General features: G+C 65.6%; 15 protein-coding genes and 1 pseudogene. 14 read left to right on the forward strand and 2 right to left on the reverse strand.

The features are described from left to right. Positions 1 to 120: 120 nt before the first annotated feature. Positions 121 to 876, forward strand: a complete 756-nt coding sequence (locus tag SR858_RS08535) for a Crp/Fnr family transcriptional regulator (protein WP_019922330.1) — start codon at positions 121 to 123, stop codon at positions 874 to 876. A 37-nt stretch (positions 877 to 913) separates the two neighbouring features. Here SR858_RS08535 and SR858_RS08540 read toward each other — a convergent pair whose 3' ends face one another. Next, the gene (locus tag SR858_RS08540; protein WP_019922331.1) at positions 914 to 1,114 is read right to left on the reverse strand and encodes a hypothetical protein; all 201 of its coding nucleotides are present in this window, start codon (positions 1,112 to 1,114) and stop codon (positions 914 to 916) included. Positions 1,115 to 1,276: 162 nt separating this feature from the next. Between SR858_RS08540 and SR858_RS08545 the strand changes: the two genes are divergently transcribed. Together SR858_RS08545 and SR858_RS08550 are read left to right on the forward strand one after the other, a co-directional pair. Next, a complete protein-coding gene (locus tag SR858_RS08545) occupies positions 1,277 to 2,272 on the forward strand; it encodes a fatty acid desaturase (protein ID WP_051120327.1) in 996 nt (331 codons plus the stop codon). Further along, complete coding sequence (locus SR858_RS08550; protein ID WP_026637374.1) at positions 2,241 to 3,011, forward strand: phosphate/phosphite/phosphonate ABC transporter substrate-binding protein; 771 nt, start codon at positions 2,241 to 2,243, stop codon at positions 3,009 to 3,011. The genes SR858_RS08545 and SR858_RS08550 overlap by 32 nt, the downstream gene beginning before the upstream one ends. Here SR858_RS08550 and SR858_RS08555 read toward each other — a convergent pair. Further along, the gene (locus SR858_RS08555) at positions 3,001 to 3,957 is read right to left on the reverse strand and encodes an aliphatic sulfonate ABC transporter substrate-binding protein (protein WP_019922334.1); all 957 of its coding nucleotides are present in this window, start codon (positions 3,955 to 3,957) and stop codon (positions 3,001 to 3,003) included. The genes SR858_RS08550 and SR858_RS08555 overlap by 11 nt on opposite strands. Positions 3,958 to 4,191: 234 nt before the next feature. On the opposite strand from SR858_RS08555, the gene SR858_RS08560 reads away from it, so the two are divergent. From SR858_RS08560 to SR858_RS08610, 11 genes and pseudogenes are all read left to right on the forward strand, one after another. Further along, on the forward strand, positions 4,192 to 5,757 hold the full coding sequence (locus tag SR858_RS08560; RefSeq protein WP_026637375.1) for a flavin monoamine oxidase family protein: 1,566 nt from the start codon (positions 4,192 to 4,194) through the stop codon (positions 5,755 to 5,757). 27 nt (positions 5,758 to 5,784) lie between these two features. Then, positions 5,785 to 6,282, forward strand: a complete 498-nt coding sequence (locus SR858_RS08565; RefSeq protein ID WP_019922336.1) for a RidA family protein — start codon at positions 5,785 to 5,787, stop codon at positions 6,280 to 6,282. A 24-nt stretch (positions 6,283 to 6,306) separates the two neighbouring features. Next, on the forward strand, positions 6,307 to 8,655 hold the full coding sequence (locus SR858_RS08570) for a TonB-dependent receptor plug domain-containing protein (RefSeq protein WP_019922337.1): 2,349 nt from the start codon (positions 6,307 to 6,309) through the stop codon (positions 8,653 to 8,655). Positions 8,656 to 8,714: 59 nt separating this feature from the next. After that, on the forward strand, positions 8,715 to 9,629 hold the full coding sequence (locus SR858_RS08575) for a LysR family transcriptional regulator (protein ID WP_026637376.1): 915 nt from the start codon (positions 8,715 to 8,717) through the stop codon (positions 9,627 to 9,629). Positions 9,630 to 9,887: 258 nt separating this feature from the next. Beyond that, a complete protein-coding gene (locus SR858_RS08580) occupies positions 9,888 to 10,715 on the forward strand; it encodes an ABC transporter permease (protein WP_019922339.1) in 828 nt (275 codons plus the stop codon). Between the two features lie 3 nt (positions 10,716 to 10,718). Then, entirely contained in the window at positions 10,719 to 11,594 is an 876-nt protein-coding gene (locus SR858_RS08585) for an ABC transporter ATP-binding protein (protein ID WP_019922340.1), read from the forward strand. A gap of 15 nt (positions 11,595 to 11,609) precedes the next feature. Further along, positions 11,610 to 12,848, forward strand: a complete 1,239-nt coding sequence (locus SR858_RS08590; protein WP_019922341.1) for an acyl-CoA dehydrogenase family protein — start codon at positions 11,610 to 11,612, stop codon at positions 12,846 to 12,848. Further along, positions 12,845 to 13,954, forward strand: coding sequence for an LLM class flavin-dependent oxidoreductase (locus tag SR858_RS08595; protein WP_019922342.1), 1,110 nt, complete (start codon positions 12,845 to 12,847; stop codon positions 13,952 to 13,954). Before SR858_RS08590 ends, SR858_RS08595 begins: the two co-directional genes overlap by 4 nt. Before the next feature lie 43 nt (positions 13,955 to 13,997). After that, complete coding sequence (locus tag SR858_RS08600) at positions 13,998 to 14,942, forward strand: D-isomer specific 2-hydroxyacid dehydrogenase family protein (protein ID WP_019922343.1); 945 nt, start codon at positions 13,998 to 14,000, stop codon at positions 14,940 to 14,942. A gap of 65 nt (positions 14,943 to 15,007) precedes the next feature. Continuing rightward, positions 15,008 to 15,828, forward strand: a pseudogene (locus SR858_RS08605) (class II aldolase/adducin family protein). Positions 15,829 to 15,851: 23 nt separating this feature from the next. Beyond that, the gene (locus SR858_RS08610) at positions 15,852 to 16,664 is read left to right on the forward strand and encodes a TonB family protein (protein ID WP_019922346.1); all 813 of its coding nucleotides are present in this window, start codon (positions 15,852 to 15,854) and stop codon (positions 16,662 to 16,664) included. The last annotated feature ends 3 nt before the right edge of the window (positions 16,665 to 16,667 follow it).

Below are 16,667 nucleotides of genomic sequence, written 5' to 3' on the forward strand. Positions count from 1 at the left end.
TGGTCCTATAAGGTAGCGAACATAGCGGGGATATAGTGTTGTTCATCAGCCGGCACTTGTAAGCGCTTGAAAATAAGCGGCGCCGGCAGCAGACAACAACACTATTTGAAGAGGCCCGCCATGTTCCACGCTACTCAAACTTCCGTCTCCGCCAACACCATCGGCAACGCAGGTCGCACCATCGCGGCGGAAGCTTCTGCTACCGTGAGCCTCACCGGCGCCCAACAGAACGAACTGCTGCGTGCCCTGTCGCGCGAAGAGCTGATCGCCATGTTCGCCGACCTGGAACTGGTGCCGCTGCAGGCCGGCAAACACCTGTTCGACATCGGCGACAAAATGGACTACGCCTTCTTCCCGACCAACGCCATCATCTCGCTGCAATACGTGACCGAAGAAGGCGGCGCCACCGAGATCGCCGTGGTCGGCCGCGAAGGTGTGGTGGGTGTGTCGATGTACGAGACCGAACGCGCCAACTGCTCGGCCGTGGTGCAAACCTCGGGCTACGGCTACCGCGTGCGCGCCTCGGTGCTGCGCAATGCCTTCTTCAGCGGCGGCGCCCTGGCCCAGCAACTGATGCGCCACACCAGCGCCCTGTTCGCCCAACTGGCGCAAACCGTCGCCGGCGTGCGTCACGGCAGCATCGAACAGCGCCTGTGCCGCTGGCTGCTCGAACGCCTGGACCGCTCGCTGTCGAACGAACTCAAAGTCACCCAGGAAATGATCGCCAACATGCTGGGCGTACGCCGCGAAAGCATCACCTGCTCCGCAGGCAAGCTGCAGGAAGAAGGCCTGATCGTTTATCGCCGCGGCACCGTCACCGTGATCGACCGCGCCGGCATGGAGCGCCGCGCCGGTGGTTGCTACACCCCTGCATAATCCTCGTTTGCACTGAACCGCCCGGTCCCGGTGCGGCTCAGTGCAGATAGCGCGGCGCCTGCTGGATCTGATCCAGCTTGCGCTGCACCACCTGGTACCAGGCGTTGGCCCAACGCGAAGCCCTCACTGATTCTTCCACCGTAGCAGCGGACATGGTCCGCTGCACGGCCACCATCTGCCGATGCAGAGCGTAGGCCGCTGGGGGATGCTTTTTAACGGTGTTGTGCGAGGTATCCATGGGTTCATTCTGCCCCTGCTCCGATTTCCCGGCTGTACGCTGCCTCACCTTGACTGATCTGAACGAGAATACGTAAACCGCATAACGATGGATGTTTTCATTCGTTTTCCAATTTTGCGTCCATCTCTATACTTGATCCCGTATCATTTCGCGGAGGTCAGGATGGTTGGGCATTATGCAAGGTCGGAATATCTCGATAGTCTTCAGCGCGCCGAAGTGGCATGCGAACGCGCCCGCCCCCTGTGGCGTGCCGAGTGGCCCACCTGGCTGCTGATCGTGGCGATCTACGGCGGCTGGCTGCTCACGCTGGCTAACTGGCGCGTATTGGGTACTGTCCCGGCAACGCTGCTCGTGATCTGGTGGAGCGCCTGGTACATGTCGCTCCAGCACGAGCTGATACACGGCCATCCTACACCGTGGCCATCGGTGAATCGCCTGTTCGGCCATGCACCGCTGGCGATCTGGTATCCGTACCGCCTGTACCGCGACAGCCACCTGGCGCACCACGTCGATTCGCACCTGACCATGCCGGCGCTCGATACCGAGAGCCAGTACATCTGCCCGCGTGAATGGGCCGGCATGAGCCGGCCGGTGCGGCTGGTGTACTGGTTCAACAAGACGTTCTGGGGCCGGGTGCTGGTGGGGCCGGCGCTGGCCATCGGCGGCACCCTGTTCGAGGCGGTGCGCCAGCCTTGGCGCGGCGACTGGCGCTACGTGCCGATGTGGCTTGCGCATATCGCCATGGTGGCGGCGCTGCTATGGTGGATGTCGTCCGCGTTCGGCGTGCCGGCGTGGTGGTACCTGCTGGCGATATCGTACCCGGCGCAATCGCTGGCCATGGTACGCTCATACCACGAGCACCGCCCTGCGCAAGACCACAAGCAGCGCATCGTGCTCAACGAAGCAGGGTGGTTTTTCCGCCTGCTGTTCCTCAATAATAATCTGCACCTGGTGCACCACGACCTGCCGTCGTTGCCATGGTATTTGCTGCCGCGCGTGTACCGCGCCAGGCGCGATACCTACAACGCGCGCAGCGGTGGCTTTCACGTGGACGGCTACGGCGAATTGATGCGCCGTTACGGTTTCACCGCCATCGACGCGCCGGTGCATCCCCTCATGAATGATCATGCACTGGAAAACCGCGCTGCCCATGTATAACGTCTCGCCCCGTTTGCAGCAGGGTTACGAAACCCTGCTCGCGGTGCTGATCGATGAAGCCGGGGTGCGCGCCACGCCGGACCATCCTGCCTCGCTGATCGATTTCTGGCGCCGGCCCGACCTGCTGGTGAGCCAGACCTGCGGCTACCCGTATGTCACCCAGCTGCGCGGCCAGGTGCAGTTGCTGGCCACGCCCGCCTACGACTTTCCCGGTTGTGACGACTGCGATTATTCGAGCGTGATCGTCACGCGCGCCGGCAGCGGCGTCGCCAGCCTGGAACAGGCGGGCGGACGCGTGGCAGCGATCAACGACGCCCACTCCAACAGCGGCATGAACGCGCTGCGGCATGCGGTGGCGCCATTCGCTGGCGGCGGCGAGTTCTTTGGCGCGATAAAGTGGTCGGGCAGCCATGCGGCCAGCCTGGCGCTGGTGGCAAGTGGCGATGCGGACATCGCCGCCATCGATTGCGTTACCTATGGCTATATCGCGCAGGAGTACCCGGAGCGGCTGCGCGCGATCTCGGTGCTCGACTACTCGGCGTCTGCGCCGGGGTTGCCGTTCATCGCGGGCGGACAGGTGCCTTTGGTGCTGGTGGAGCGCTTGCGGGCGGCGTTGTTGTGGCCGAGCGCGCGGCTGCGATCGGCCATGGATGTGTTGCGCATCAAGGGTTTCGATTATCTCGACGATGCGGCGTACGACCGCATCACCCGGATGGCTGGCGCCGCGCTTACCGCGTAGCCTTGCCGTTCCACAGCGGCACCGCCGTCGCATCGAGCTTGCGCGGCAGCAGGCCTTCGTTGTGGAAGGCGTCGGCGATGCGCTGCTGTTCGGCCAGCGCGTCCTTGACCACCAGCCGCACTTCGTAGCTGCGGCGGCCGTTGGCCAGCTCCACGGTTTTCGCATCCAGGCCCCACGCTGGCGCCAGCAATTCTGCCGCTTCCTTCGGTGACTGCTTGACCCATTTTCCGGTCTTGCGCAGCGCTTCGAATACCACTGCCAGCACATCGGGGCGCGCCTGCGCATACGCGGTGGAAGCCAGGTAGTAGCGCTGGTAGTCGGCGACACTGCGGCCATCGGCCAGGATGCGCACGGTGGACTGGCGCTGCACGCCGGCCAGGTAAGGGTCCCACGTGACCCATGCAGCCACGCTGCCGCGCTCGAAAGCGGCGCGGCCGTCGGCCGGCGACAGGTAGGCCGGTTCGATATCCTTGAAGCGCAGGCCCGCTTTTTCCAGCGCCGCGATCAGCAGGTAATGGCTGCCGGCCGCCTTGGTCACCGCGATCTTTTTCCCTTTCAGTTCCGCCACGCTGGCAATCGGCGAATCGGCGCGCACCACGATGGCCTGCGCCGAGGGGGACGGCGACTCCTGGGCGAAATACGTCAGCTGCGCGCCGGCCGCCTGGGCGAACACGGGCACCGTATCGGCCACGTCGGCGCTCAGATCGACACCGCCGACATTGAGCGCTTCGAGCAGCGGCAGGCCGCTGGAAAATTCGCGCCAGCTCACCTTCACACCGAGCGGCGCCAGGTCCTGCTCCAGCTGCCCGCGCACCTTGAGGATGGTAAGGAGGGTGGACGATTTCTGATAACCGATGCGTAGCAGGGACGCGGGCTTTTGCGCGAACGAAGCCAATGGCAGCAAGGCGATGGCGGTGAGCAGGGTACGACGGCGCAGCAAGGTCATGACGACTCCAGGTAGGGTGGTGGTCGCATTCTAGGGCGCTGCTCGGGGTGGCGGGAACGAATGGTTTCGCGTTTGATTATAGCGTTTGCAACTATGGATGCCGATACCAGCTCCGATATGCGCCATCAAATAACATTATTCTCAAAGAACATATTTAATTATGCTAAATAATTAGTTCTAGCATAATTATCGGCAGCATAAGATCGTTTCAACTTGATCATTCGTGGAGCTCTTATGCCTGTCAGTCGTCGCCATTTCCTGGTTCAACTTGCCGCCAGCAGCGGGTATGCCGCTGCTGCCGCTGCCATGACCACGCTCGGTCTCGGCGCTGCCACGGTCGCTGCGGCGGCAGATCCGGCGCCGGTGCTGCCGCAGCTGGCGCCCGGCTCCGGCAAGGGCAAGCGGGTGCTGGTGCTGGGGGCGGGGATTGCCGGGCTGGTGTCGGCGTACGAGCTGCGCAAGGCCGGATACGATGTTCAGCTGATCGAAGCGCGCGACCGCGTGGGTGGCCGTAACTGGACCATCCGCGACGGCACCCGCATCGATTACATCGATGGCAGTACGCAGGTGGCGCAGTTCGAGCCTGGACACTATTTCAACGCCGGGCCGGCGCGCCTGCCCAGCCATCACCAGACCATTCTCGGCTACTGCCGCGAGTTCGGCGTGCAGCTCGAAGCGGAGGTCAACACCAGCCGCAGCGCCTACTTCCTGCCCGATCCCGCCCGCGGCGATAAACCGATCCAGCTGCGGCGCGCCATTAACGACGCGCGCGGCCACATCGCCGAGCTGCTGGCCACGTCGGTGGGCAAGGGCGCGCTTGACGACGAACTCAGTGCCGGCGACCGTGCCAAACTGGTCGAGTTTCTCAAGGTGTATGGCGACCTGACGTCGCAGGGGCAGTTCAAGGGTACCGAGCGCTCCGGCTACAAGGTCTTCCCGGGCACCGCCGACCAGGTGGGCGAGCGCCAGGAGCCACTGTCGCTCGACGCGCTGCTCGACCCCGACCTGTGGACGTCGCTGATTTTCGATGAGCTGCTGATTTTCCAGCCCACCATGCTGCAACCGGTGGGCGGCATGGACCGCATTCCCGCCGCGTTTCACGAACGCCTGAAAGACGTGGTGCGCCTGGGGACCGAAGTCAAATCCATCCACAACCAGGCCGACAAGGTGGCGGTGGTGGTGCGCGACCGCGCCAGCGGCAAACAACAGATCCTCGATGCCGACTTCGTTATCGTCACCTTCCCGCTGCCGGTGCTGGCAAAAGTGGAAAACAACTTCGCCCCCAACGTCAAGGCCGCCATCGCCAGCGTGCATTACGACACGGCCAGCAAGATCGCCTGGCAGGCCCCGCGCTTCTGGGAGCTTGATACGCAAATCTACGGCGGCATCTCGATTGTCAAGCACGAGACAGGCCTGATCTGGTACCCGAGCGGCGGCTACCACCAGCCGACCGGCGTGCTGGTGGGCTGCTACAACATCGGTCAGGTGGCGCGCGCCTTCACCGCCAAGCCCCTTAGCGCGCAATTCGCCTCGTCGCGCGATGTCATCGACCGCGTGCATCCCGGGCGCGGCGCCGCGCTGCACCACCCGGTCAGCGTGGCCTGGCACAAGGTGCCCTACAGCCTGGGCTCCTGGGTGCACTGGGCCACGCCGGCCGAAAAGGAATACACGCTGCTCAACCAGCCCGACGGCCGCGTGCACTTCGCAGGCGAGTACCTGAGCCAGATCGGTGCCTGGCAGGAGGGCGCGGTGCTGTCGGGCCACCACGCCGTCGCCGCCATCGCTGCCCGCAACGCATAACCATCCACCCTTGAAGAAAGCCATACCATGAAAACCTCCATTCTCCTCGCCAGCCTGCTGATCTCCGCTGCCACCATTGCGAATGCCCAGCAAATCAAGCGCACGCCGATTCCGAATTCGAACTTCCCGATTTCGGTGGCGGTCACCGTGCCTGCCGGCGCCGACACCATTTATCTGAGCGGCGTGCTGCCGGACGTGGCCGATCCCGCCGCGCCCAAGGGTACGCCGGCCGCCTATGGCAACACCGAGACCCAGACGCTGTCGGTCCTGCGCAAGCTGCAGGCGGCGCTGGCCAACGAGGGTTTGAGCTTTGCCGACGTGGTGTCGCTGCGGGTGTTCCTGGTGGGCGATCCCAAGCTCGATAACAAGCTTGATTTCACCGGCTTGAACAACGCCTTCGGCCAGTCGTTCGGCACCGCCGCCCAACCCGCAAAACCTGCTCGCACCGCGCTGCAAGTGGTGGCGCTGCCGCTGCCCGGCGCGCTGGTGGAAATCGACCTGGTCGCCGCCCGCGTCAAGAACTAACCCCTACAGCTACCGGAGCCCTGCATGAAGCCATCCCGCACCAAATCAGCCATCGCCATCTCCTTGCTGTTTGCCGCCGCCCCCGTGTTGGCGGAAGACGCCGCATCCCCCATCGTGGTCCAGGATGTGGTGGTCACCGGCACCCGCGACATCACCCGCTCGGCCGCCGAGAGCCTCAGTCCCATCGATGTGATCAGCGCCAAGGATTTGCAGCGCACCGGCCAGACCGACCTGCGCGACGCACTGGTCAAGCTGCTGCCGTCGATTAACCGCCTGGCGCAAGCCGGCGACGCCGCCAATCTCACCAGCGCGCTCACGCTGCGCGGCTTGAGCCCCAACCACGTGCTGTTGCTGGTGAACGGCAAGCGCCGCCACACCACCGCCAACATCAGCGCCGACCCGGGCGCGCAGCAGGGCGCCACGCCGGTCGATATCGACCTGATTCCCGTGAGCGCGGTCGATCACATCGAGGTACTGCGCGATGGCGCCGCTGCCCAATACGGCTCGGACGCCATCGCCGGCGTGATCAACGTCATCCTCAAATCGTCGAGCCAGGGCGGCACGCTCACCGCCACCAGCGGCCAGTACTACAAGCGCGACGGCTTTACCCTGGGCGGCGCGGCCGACGTGGGCCTGCCGCTGGGTGCGGACGGCTTCGTGCACCTGAGCGCCGAGTACCGCCGCCACGAACACAGCGTGCGCAGCGGCCCCGATGAGCGCACCGGCGGCTACGACAACCGCACCCTGGGCGACCCGCGCATCCGCCGCGAATCGTTCAGCGCCAACGCCGGCATCCCGCTCGGGCCCGACGTGGAACTGTATGCATTCGGCACAGCCGCCCACCGCGCCGGCGCCACCGTGCAGAACTTCCGCCTGGCCTCGCGTCTGCCGCAGGTGTTCCCGAACGGTTTCAGCCCCGTCGAGACCAGTAACGAAACCGATGCCGCGCTCACCGCGGGCATCAAGAGCACCGACCTTGGCGGCTGGCGCTGGGACCTGAGCGCCAGTTATGGCAGCGACAACGTCAAGATCGGCATGAACGATTCGGCCAACACCGACCTGTACGCCGCCACCGGCGCCACGCCGACCAGCTTCCATCTGTCGAAATTCCACAATATCCAGCAGAGCGCCAATGGCGATATCGCCCGCTCGTTCGAGACCGGCGTGCTGCCGGCCGCACTGAGCGTGGCGCTGGGCGCCGAGTACCGGCGCGAGAGCTACGAGATCGGCGCCGGCGATCCGGCCTCGTATTTCGGCAGCGGCGCGCAGGCGTTGCCGGGCCTGTCGCCGGTCAGCGCAGGCAAGCACTCGCGCAATATCAGCGCGGCGTACCTCGATCTGTCCACCAGGTTGACCAGGCAGTGGGAAGCGGAAGTGGCGGCCCGCTACGAGCGCTTTTCCGACGCCGGCAGTACCCGCAACGCCAAGCTGTCCACGCGCTACGAGTTCGATCCGCGCTACGCCATCCGCGCCACCGGCAGCACCGGCTTCCGCGCGCCGTCGCTGGCGCAGTCGTATTACACCAGCCTGGCCGTCTCGCCCACCACTGCCGGCGGCCAGCTGGCAGTGAATTCGGATGCCGCCCGCACCCTGGGTGCTGCGCCGCTCAAGCCGGAAAAATCGCGCAGCTACAACCTGGGCCTGGTGGCGCAGCCGATCGATAAACTCAACCTGACGCTGGACGCGTACCACATCGAGATCCGCGACCGTATCGTGCAGGGTGGCACCTATAGCGGCGCGGCCGCGATCAATGCACTGACCGCCGCCGGCATCGCATTACCCACCGGGCTGTCATCGGTGAGCGCCAGCTATTTTGCCAACGGGGTGGAAACGCGTACGCGCGGCGTGGACCTGGTGGCGGGTTATCCCGCCGATTTCAGCAGCGCCGGCCGCATCGACTGGGACGTCAGCGCCAACATCAACGACAGCAAGGTGACCCGCGTGGCCAACGACCGCAATGGCCGCCCGCTGCTCAACGCCCAGCAGGTTGGCTATCTGACCACGTCCACGCCGAAGAACAAGCTGATCGTCGGCGGCACCTGGAGCCTGGACCAGTGGAGCGTGACCCTGCACGCCACCCGCTACGGCAAGACCGAGACCGAGGCCACTTTCTATTCGGGTCCGAACATCTATTCGACGTCGGTGTTCAACCACATCGAGAACAAGCCGAAGACCATCACCGATCTCGAAGTGCGCTACGCGGCCACAAGGAATCTGCAACTTGCCGTGGGCGCCAACAACCTGTTCGACGTGTATCCGACCGAGACGCCTGCCGCCAGCCGCTACCTGGGCGTGTACCGCTTCGATACGTCGGCATCGCAGATCGCCTTTAACGGCGGCTACTACTACGTGCGCGCCAACTACAAATTCTGAATTTGAAACGATACTGCTAAGATGGCGCCTGATACCGCATGCCTTACACCGAAACCCTTATGAAAATTGATGACATCAGCGCCTTCGTGGCCGTGGTGCGCAACCAGAGCATCAGCGCCGCTGCCGACGCGCTGGGGCTCACCCAGTCGGCCATCACGCGCCGCGTGCAAAACCTGGAGCAGGCGCTGGGCGTGGAACTGCTTGACCGCAGCGTCAAACCGCCCAAGCCCAGCGCCATGGGCAAGCAGGTGTACGAGCAGTGCGCCAAGGTGCTGCTGGAGGTCGAGCGGCTGCGCGACCTGGTGCAGGAAGACCATGCGCCCACCGGCGTATTCCGCATCGGCGTGATCCAGACCATCGGCGACGTGGTGCTGCTCGACACCCTGCAAAAGCTCAATCAGGCCTTCGACGGCCTGCACACGGAAGTGGCGTCCGGCTGGGGCGCGCAACTGGTGCAGCGCGTGGACAAGGGCGAGATCGACGCGGCGGTGGCACTGTTCCCGGCCACGAAGGTGCTGCCCGACGGCCTGCGCGGCCGCACGCTGGGCCGCATCGAACTGGTGGTGGTGGCGAAAAAGGATGCGCTGTCGCGCCGCGCCTACAAGCTGCGCGATATTTTTGGCCAGGGCTGGGTGCTCAACCCGGACGGCTGCGGTTTCCGCGCCGGGTTGGCGCGGGCGCTGGCCGAGCAGGGGCTGTCGTTCAAGATCAACCTCGAGACGTTCGGCACCGACCTGCAGCTGGGGCTGGTGGCCAATGGCGTGGGGCTGGGCCTGATGCCGCGGCCGATCCTCGAGCGCAGCCGCCACCGCGCACAGCTCGACATCGTCAACGTCACCGACTTCAAGCCGGTCCTCGATATCTGGCTGGTGCAGCCGCTGCAACCGGGGCCGGTGCAGCATGCGATCGATCTGTTCGCGGAATCGGTGGAGCAGGCGTTTGCGGCAGCGCCGTTGAAAATCGTGGCGCGCTGACCACGTATAACGATATACAAAATAGCGGCTTAGTAAATGGGCCCCGCTTACCTAGAATGGTGGCGGGGTCTTTTTTTTGCGCTCGTCACTTGTTTGCGCAGTTTGCGCAGTTTGCGTGACGCGCATGGTCTGGCCTCAAGATTATTCCAGAAAATCATATATCAATAGTCGAAACAATTAGTTCTATCATAATCATTTGCTTTCTATACTAGGTTTCATCGGCTGCACAGCCCTCGATAACCAGCACAGGAAAGCACAATGTCGGTACTCACTCCCGCCCTCAACGCCTCGCCGCCCGGCGCCCGCCGCTGGGCAATCGGCAAGACCATCACGCCCCTGGTCAAGCGCGCCATCGGCCCGCTGGCGCTGCTGGTGATCTGGGAAATCGCTTCGCGCACCGGCGTGCTGCCGGAGCGCATCCTGGCCGCACCGTCGCAAATCTTTGTCACCCTCGGCGAGTTGATCGCGTCCGGCGAGATGGGCAGCAACGTGCTGGTATCGCTGCAGCGCGTGTGCACCGGCCTGGCCGTCTCGCTCACGCTGGGTACCGCGCTGGCGCTGATCGCCGGCCTTACGCGCCAGGGCGAAATGGCGGTCGATTCCACCATGCAGATGGCGCGCACCTTGCCGTTCCTGGGCCTGGTGCCGCTGTTCATCCTGTGGTTCGGCATCGGCGAGTTCACCAAGATCGCGCTGATCGCGTTTGCCACCACGTTCCCGATGTACCTGACCTTGTATAGCGGCATACGCGGCATCGATTCCAAGCTGGTGGAGGCGGCGCGCCTGTTCGGCCTGTCCTACCCGCAGATGATCGTGCACGTGATCCTGCCCGGCGCGCTGCCGTCGTTCCTGGTGAGCCTGCGCTACTCGCTGGGCGTGAGCTGGCTGTCGCTGGTGGCGGTGGAGCAGATCAACGCCACGGCGGGCCTGGGCTACCTGATCAACAACGCCCGCGACTTCATGCGCACCGACGTCATCGTCGTCTGCCTGCTGGTCTACAGCTTGCTGGGCCTGGCCACCGACTTGCTGGTGCGCGCCATCGAACACTACGCGCTGGCCTGGCGTCCGACTTTTATCAAGGATTGATTCATGCAGACCATCCAACTCGATCTGCCCGGCGCTCATTTGCGTCACGATGTGCGCAATGAAGCGGGCGGCCGGCCGCAGGTGCAAGCCGTGCCAAACCCGGTCACCACGGATACCCAGGTGCGCGCACGCCAGCTGACCAAGCGCTTCGGCGACAACACCATCCTCGACCAGCTCGATCTCGATATCCGCCCCGGCGAATTCGTCGCGCTGCTGGGCCGCAGCGGCTCGGGCAAGACCACGCTGCTGCGGGCGCTGGCCGGCCTTGATCGCATCACGTCCGGCACGCTCGACGTGCCGCAAGCCCGCGCCGCCGTGTTCCAGGAGCCGCGCCTGATGCCATGGAAGCGCGCCTGGCGCAACGTCACCCTCGGCCTGAACATCGACCAGCCGCGTGAACGCGCCAACCAGGCGCTGGGCGAAGTAGGGCTGGCCCACCGCGAAAACGCCTGGCCCGCCACGCTGTCCGGCGGCGAAGCGCAGCGCGTGGCGCTGGCCAGGGCGCTGGTGCGCGAACCGAAGCTGCTGCTGCTCGACGAACCGTTTGCCGCGCTCGACGCGCTGACCCGTATTCGCATGCACCAGCTGATCCTGGCGCTGTGGCGCGAACACCGGCCGTCGGTGCTCTTGGTGACCCACGACGTCGATGAAGCGGTGCTGCTGGCCGATCGCGTGCTGGTGCTGGAAAAGGGCCGCATCGTTTCCGACATCGCGATTACCCAGCCGCGCCCGCGCAGCGCCGAGCGGCCCGAGTTCCAGCGCGTGCGCGCCCAGTTGCTGCAATTGCTGGGCGTGGAGATCGAAGCGGCGCCCGAACCGGTAGCCCCGGTATCGACGCCGGTACACACCCCGTTCAACTTCAGCAACTTTTCAATCTAACCGAGCGATCCGACCATGCCTACCTCCGTCCTCCGCTTACCGACCGCAGCCCACACGCCGCAACTGGACAGCCCGGAATTCGCCGCGCTGCTGGACACCTTGACGGCGGAATTCGCCGCCACCGCTGCCGACCATGACCGCGATGCCAGCTTCCCGCACGCGAATTTCGAACGCCTGCACCAATTGGGCCTGCTGGGTTTGACCGTACCGCGCGCCCTGGGCGGCCTAGGCGCCGACCTGGCGCAAACCACGCGGGTGGTGGCGGCCGTGGCGCGCGGTGAACCGTCCACCGCGCTGGTGCTCACCATGCAGTACTTGCAGCATGCGTCCGACCGCAAGGCCAAATGGCCGCAGCACCTGCTCGATCGCGTGGTGCGCGAAACCTTGCGCGACGGCGCCCTGATCAACGCGCTGCGGGTGGAGCCGGAGCTGGGTACCCCGGCGCGCGGCGGCCTGCCCAACACCATTGCCCGCCGCACACCGGAAGGCTGGCGCATCAGCGGCCGCAAGATTTACTCGACCGGCATTCCGCGCCTGACCTGGCTCGGCGTATGGGCCCGTAGCGACGATGCCGAGCCGCTAGTCGGCAGCTGGCTGGTGCGGCGCGACACGCCGGGCATCACCGTCATCGAGAACTGGGACCACCTGGGCATGCGCGCCACCGGCAGCCACGAAGTAGTGTTCGACAACGTGCTGGTACCACTCGACCATGCGGTGGAAGTGGCGCCGGCCGGCGCCGCGCCGGACCTGGAACCGGCGCTGCTGCTGTGGATGTCGGTGCTGCTGTCGGCCATCTACGATGCCGTGGCCCGTTCGGCGCGCGACTGGCTGGCAACCTGGCTGGAAGAGCGGGTGCCGGCCAACCTGGGCGCGCCGCTGTCGTCGCTGCCGCGCTTCCAGGAGGCGCTGGGCCAGATCGACGCGCAGCTGTTCTCCAACCGCGTGCTGATCGACGCCGCCGCCAACGGCTCGATCGCGTCCAAAGACGCGTTCCAGGTCAAGTACCTGGTAACCAACCAGGCCATTCAGGTGGTGGAAAAGGCCATCGAATTGAGCGGCAATCCCGGCCTGTCGCGCACCAATGCGCTGCAACGCCATTACCGCGACGTGCTGTGCAGCCGCATCCACACGCCGCAGAACGACACCATCCTGGTTAATGCCGGCCGCGCGGCGTTTGCTGCGCGCGCGGTCAAAAAAATATCTCCCGCCGGCGGCGCCGGCTTATCTTCAATCACTGCAAAGGAAGCATCATGAGCATCGAATTCATCGGCTTTAGCGCTACCCAGGAAGTCTCCGAAACCGTGCTGCCGCAAGGCCCGGTCGTCAACAAGGCGTTCCTCGGCGCGGTGGCCCGCGCCCACGAATACGCAGGTTTCGACCGCGTGCTGGTGGCGCACAGCAGCGCCTCGGTGGACGGGTTCCAGGTGGCGTCGTACATCGCTTCGCAAACCGAGAAGCTGGGCATCCTGCTGGCCCACCGTCCGGGCTTTGTCGCCCCCACGCTGGCGGCGCGCCAGTTCGCCACGCTCGACCACTTCAGCGATGGCCGCCTGGCGGTCCACGTGATCAGCGGCGGCGACGACACCGAGCAGCAGCGCGACGGCGATTTTCTCGACCACGGCCAGCGCTACGCCCGCACCGACGAATACCTCGACATCGTCAAGCAGACCTGGTCGTCGAGCGGCGCCTTCGATCACGAAGGCCAGATCTACCGCCACAAGGGCCAGAACGCCGGCGTGCGCCCGGTGAACGGCCACAGCGTGCCGGTGTACTTCGGCGGCTCGTCCGACGTTGCCATCGAGGTGGCCGGCAAGCACGCCGACGTGTATGCGCTGTGGGGCGAATCGCTGGCGCAGGTGGGCGAGACCATTGCCCGCGTGCGTGCTGCCGCCGCCAAGTACGGCCGCGCCGACAAGATCCGTTTCAGCCTGTCGCTGCGGCCGGTGCTGGCCGAGACCGAAGAAAAGGCATGGGCCAAGGCCGACGCCATCCTCGTCGCCGCCACCGAGCGCGTGGGCCGCAACGACCACTTCAGCCGCCGTCCGCAGCAACCGCAAAACGTCGGCTCGCAGCGCCTGCTCGACACGGCGGCGCAGGGCAAGGTGGTCGATGAGCGGCTGTGGACCGGCATCGCTGCACTGACCAAGGCGGCCGGCAATTCGACTGGCCTGGTAGGCACGCCGGAACAGGTGCGCGACGCGCTGCTCAAGTACTGGGAACTGGGCGTGACCACCTTCCTGATCCGTGGCTTCGACCCGATCACCGACGCACTGCAATACGGCCGCGAACTGATTCCGCTGGTGCGCGCCGCCGTTGCCGAGCGCGAAGCGCAGGACCAGTCCCGGCGCCTGGCCGCTTAAGTCATACAGTCATACAGTCATAAGGTCAAACAAGGAGAAGCACATGAGCGATGTCATCGTAGCCAGCCAGTTCGATCCCAAGGTCAATGCCTTGCTGGCGCAGCGCGCCGGCTTGGCCGTGGTCGATGTGCCACCGGGCCCATTGACCGCGCTGCCGCCGGGCGCCGACGTGGTGTTCGCGCTGCCGGCGCCCAAGGGCCAGTCCCTGCTGCACACGCCCGCGCCCAGCGGCTGGCAGGACGTGCGCTGGGTGCAGCTGGCGTCGGTGGGCATCGACTATTACCCGGACTGGCTGTTCGACGGCCCGGTGGTGACCTCGGCGCGCGGCACCGCGTCCGTCGCCATTGCCGAATACGTGCTGGCGGCGATCTTCACCGCCGCCAAGCGCGTGCCGGAGATCTGGCTGGAGCAAGCCAGCGACTGGCGCCGCTTGTCGCTGCGGCTGGTGCAGGGCACCACCCTGGGCCTGTATGGCTTCGGCTCCATCGGCCAGGCGCTGGCGCAGCGCGCGCTGGCGCTGGGTATCAAGGTGGTGGCGCTGCGCCGCTCCAGCGCGCCGTTCGAAGTGGAGGGCGTGGAGCGGGTGGCCACACTGGAGGAACTGATCGCGCGCGCCGACCACCTGGTACTGGCCGCGCCATCGACACCAGAAACGCGCCACGCCATCAACCGCGCCACACTCAAACATGCCAAACCCGGTCTGCACCTGATCAATATCGCGCGCGGCAACCTGGTCGATCACCAGGCGCTGCTCGATGCACTGAACGAAGGCGCGCTGGCGCTGGCCACGCTGGACGTGACCGACCCCGAGCCGCTGCCAGCCGGCCATGCGTTCTACGGCCACCCGCGCGTGCGCCTCTCACCCCATATCTCGCCCAGCACCGAGCAGATCGTGCCGGCGCTGATCGACAAGTTTTTGCTGAACCTGGACCGCTTCCGCAGCGGCGCTCCCCTGACCGACGTGGTGGATACCGCGCGCGGCTACTGAACAACAAGAGGATCATCATGAGCAGCCCTTCACCCCTGCATTCCGCGCCGCTGTCGCGCCCCCATTTGCGTACCGTCGGCAAAGCGGTGCCGCGCCCGGCCATCCACAACGCCCCGCGCGACGCCAACGGCAACATCATCTTCGCCGAACCGCCACCGCCACCGACGCTGGAAGCGCAACGCCAGCACCGCAAGGAGCGGCTGGCCGTGTCGTTCCGGCTGTTCGCGCGCTATGGCTTCGACATGGGCGGCGCGGGCCACATCACCGCGCGCGATCCCGAGTTCCCGGACCACTTCTGGGTCAATCCGGCCGGCGTGTACTTCGGCCACGTGCGGTATCGGACCTGATCCTGGTCAGCCACGACGGCAAGGTGGTGGAGGGCGACGGCCTGCTCAACCGCGCGGCGTTTGCCATCCACTCCGAGCTGCACAAGGCGCGCCCGGACGTGATCGCGGCCGCCCATTCGCACGGCTTGTACGGCAAGGCCTTTGCCGCCCAGGGCCGCCTGCTCGACCCGCTCACGCAGGACTCGTGCGCCTTTTACGAAGACCATGCGATCTTTTCGGACTTCAGCGGCGTGGTGCTCGATACCAGCGAGGGTGAGCGCATCGCCAAGACGCTGGGACCGCGCAAGGCCGTGATCCTGCAAAACCACGGCCTGCTGACCGTGGGTTCCTCGGTGGAGTCGGCCGTGTGGCGCTACATCTCGTTCGAGAACGCGGCGCAGGCGCAATTGCTGTCCGAGGCAGCCGGTCCCACCAAGCCGATTCCGCACGAGGTGGCGCGCCACACGGCCGGCCAGATCGGGTCCGACGCTGGCGGCTGGTTCAGCTTCCAGCCGCTGTGGGACGTGATCACGCGCGAAGAGCCGGACCTGTTCGATTAATTGTTTTCAAAAAGGGGAATCACATGTCCAGCGCCACTCTCTCTCTGCGCGACCGCTACCCGGCGCAAGCCACACCTGTCGCCCAGGTCGATGCAGTCGTCGTCGCACCTGCTGCCAACGACAGTTTTGTGACGTCGTATCCGGTCCTTGGCGACGGCGGCGCGCGGGCCTGGTGGCGCCGGCCCGGCGCGATCGTCTCCATCGTGCTCCACGGCGTGGCAGCGGTGGCGATCTGGAACGTCAGCAGCACGGTCATCAAGGCGCCGCCGCCACCGCTGGTGGTGCAGTTGATCCACCTGCCGCCGCCCAAGGAAATCACGCTGCCCAAGCCGGAGCCGCTGCAGCAAAAGACCCTGGCGCCGCCGCTACCGGTGGTGCAGCCGGTGCCGGTACCAAAAATAGCACCGGTGCCGCTGGAGACATTCACGCCGCCGGCGCCGGTGCCGGTTGCTGCCGTTACCACGCCGGCGCCGGTCGCGCCGGCACCCGTGGCGCCACCGGCACCACCGGCACCACCGGTCCCCGCAGCGCCAAGGCAAGTCAGCACCGAAGGCATTCCGACCGACTACGTGAGCCAGGTCTATGCCCGCATCAACAGCAGCACCGATTATCCGCGCGAAGCGAAGATGCGGCGCCAGCAGGGCAAGGTCGCCTATCGCCTGACACTGAGTCCGCAAGGCGCGTTGCTGTCGTTCGATATCGACTCGTCCGGCATACCGGCGCTGGACGAAGCGGCGCGCGAGGCGATCCGCCGGGCGGCGCCGTTCCCCAGGTTGCCCGACCTCGGTGGCGCCAGCTACCTGCTGGCCGGGAATATCGTCTTCAAGATTAACTGAGCA

It is taken from the genome of Duganella zoogloeoides, assembly GCF_034479515.1.
In the GTDB taxonomy this organism is placed as follows: domain Bacteria; phylum Pseudomonadota; class Gammaproteobacteria; order Burkholderiales; family Burkholderiaceae_D; genus Rugamonas; species Rugamonas zoogloeoides.

What these genes read in the sequence shown, in the direction of transcription:
- SR858_RS08600 (WP_019922343.1), top strand. Translation starts at nt 13,998, where the DNA reads ATGAGCGATGTCATCGTAGCCAGCCAGTTCGATCCCAAGGTCAATGCC.
- SR858_RS08535 (WP_019922330.1), top strand. Translation starts at nt 121, where the DNA reads ATGTTCCACGCTACTCAAACTTCCGTCTCCGCCAACACCATCGGCAAC.
- SR858_RS08555 (WP_019922334.1), bottom strand. Translation starts at nt 3,957, where the DNA reads ATGACCTTGCTGCGCCGTCGTACCCTGCTCACCGCCATCGCCTTGCTG.
- SR858_RS08575 (WP_026637376.1), top strand. Translation starts at nt 8,715, where the DNA reads ATGAAAATTGATGACATCAGCGCCTTCGTGGCCGTGGTGCGCAACCAG.
- SR858_RS08580 (WP_019922339.1), top strand. Translation starts at nt 9,888, where the DNA reads ATGTCGGTACTCACTCCCGCCCTCAACGCCTCGCCGCCCGGCGCCCGC.
- SR858_RS08540 (WP_019922331.1), bottom strand. Translation starts at nt 1,114, where the DNA reads ATGGATACCTCGCACAACACCGTTAAAAAGCATCCCCCAGCGGCCTAC.
- SR858_RS08570 (WP_019922337.1), top strand. Translation starts at nt 6,307, where the DNA reads ATGAAGCCATCCCGCACCAAATCAGCCATCGCCATCTCCTTGCTGTTT.
- SR858_RS08585 (WP_019922340.1), top strand. Translation starts at nt 10,719, where the DNA reads ATGCAGACCATCCAACTCGATCTGCCCGGCGCTCATTTGCGTCACGAT.
- SR858_RS08565 (WP_019922336.1), top strand. Translation starts at nt 5,785, where the DNA reads ATGAAAACCTCCATTCTCCTCGCCAGCCTGCTGATCTCCGCTGCCACC.
- SR858_RS08560 (WP_026637375.1), top strand. Translation starts at nt 4,192, where the DNA reads ATGCCTGTCAGTCGTCGCCATTTCCTGGTTCAACTTGCCGCCAGCAGC.
- SR858_RS08590 (WP_019922341.1), top strand. Translation starts at nt 11,610, where the DNA reads ATGCCTACCTCCGTCCTCCGCTTACCGACCGCAGCCCACACGCCGCAA.
- SR858_RS08550 (WP_026637374.1), top strand. Translation starts at nt 2,241, where the DNA reads ATGCACTGGAAAACCGCGCTGCCCATGTATAACGTCTCGCCCCGTTTG.
- SR858_RS08610 (WP_019922346.1), top strand. Translation starts at nt 15,852, where the DNA reads ATGTCCAGCGCCACTCTCTCTCTGCGCGACCGCTACCCGGCGCAAGCC.
- SR858_RS08595 (WP_019922342.1), top strand. Translation starts at nt 12,845, where the DNA reads ATGAGCATCGAATTCATCGGCTTTAGCGCTACCCAGGAAGTCTCCGAA.
- SR858_RS08545 (WP_051120327.1), top strand. Translation starts at nt 1,277, where the DNA reads ATGGTTGGGCATTATGCAAGGTCGGAATATCTCGATAGTCTTCAGCGC.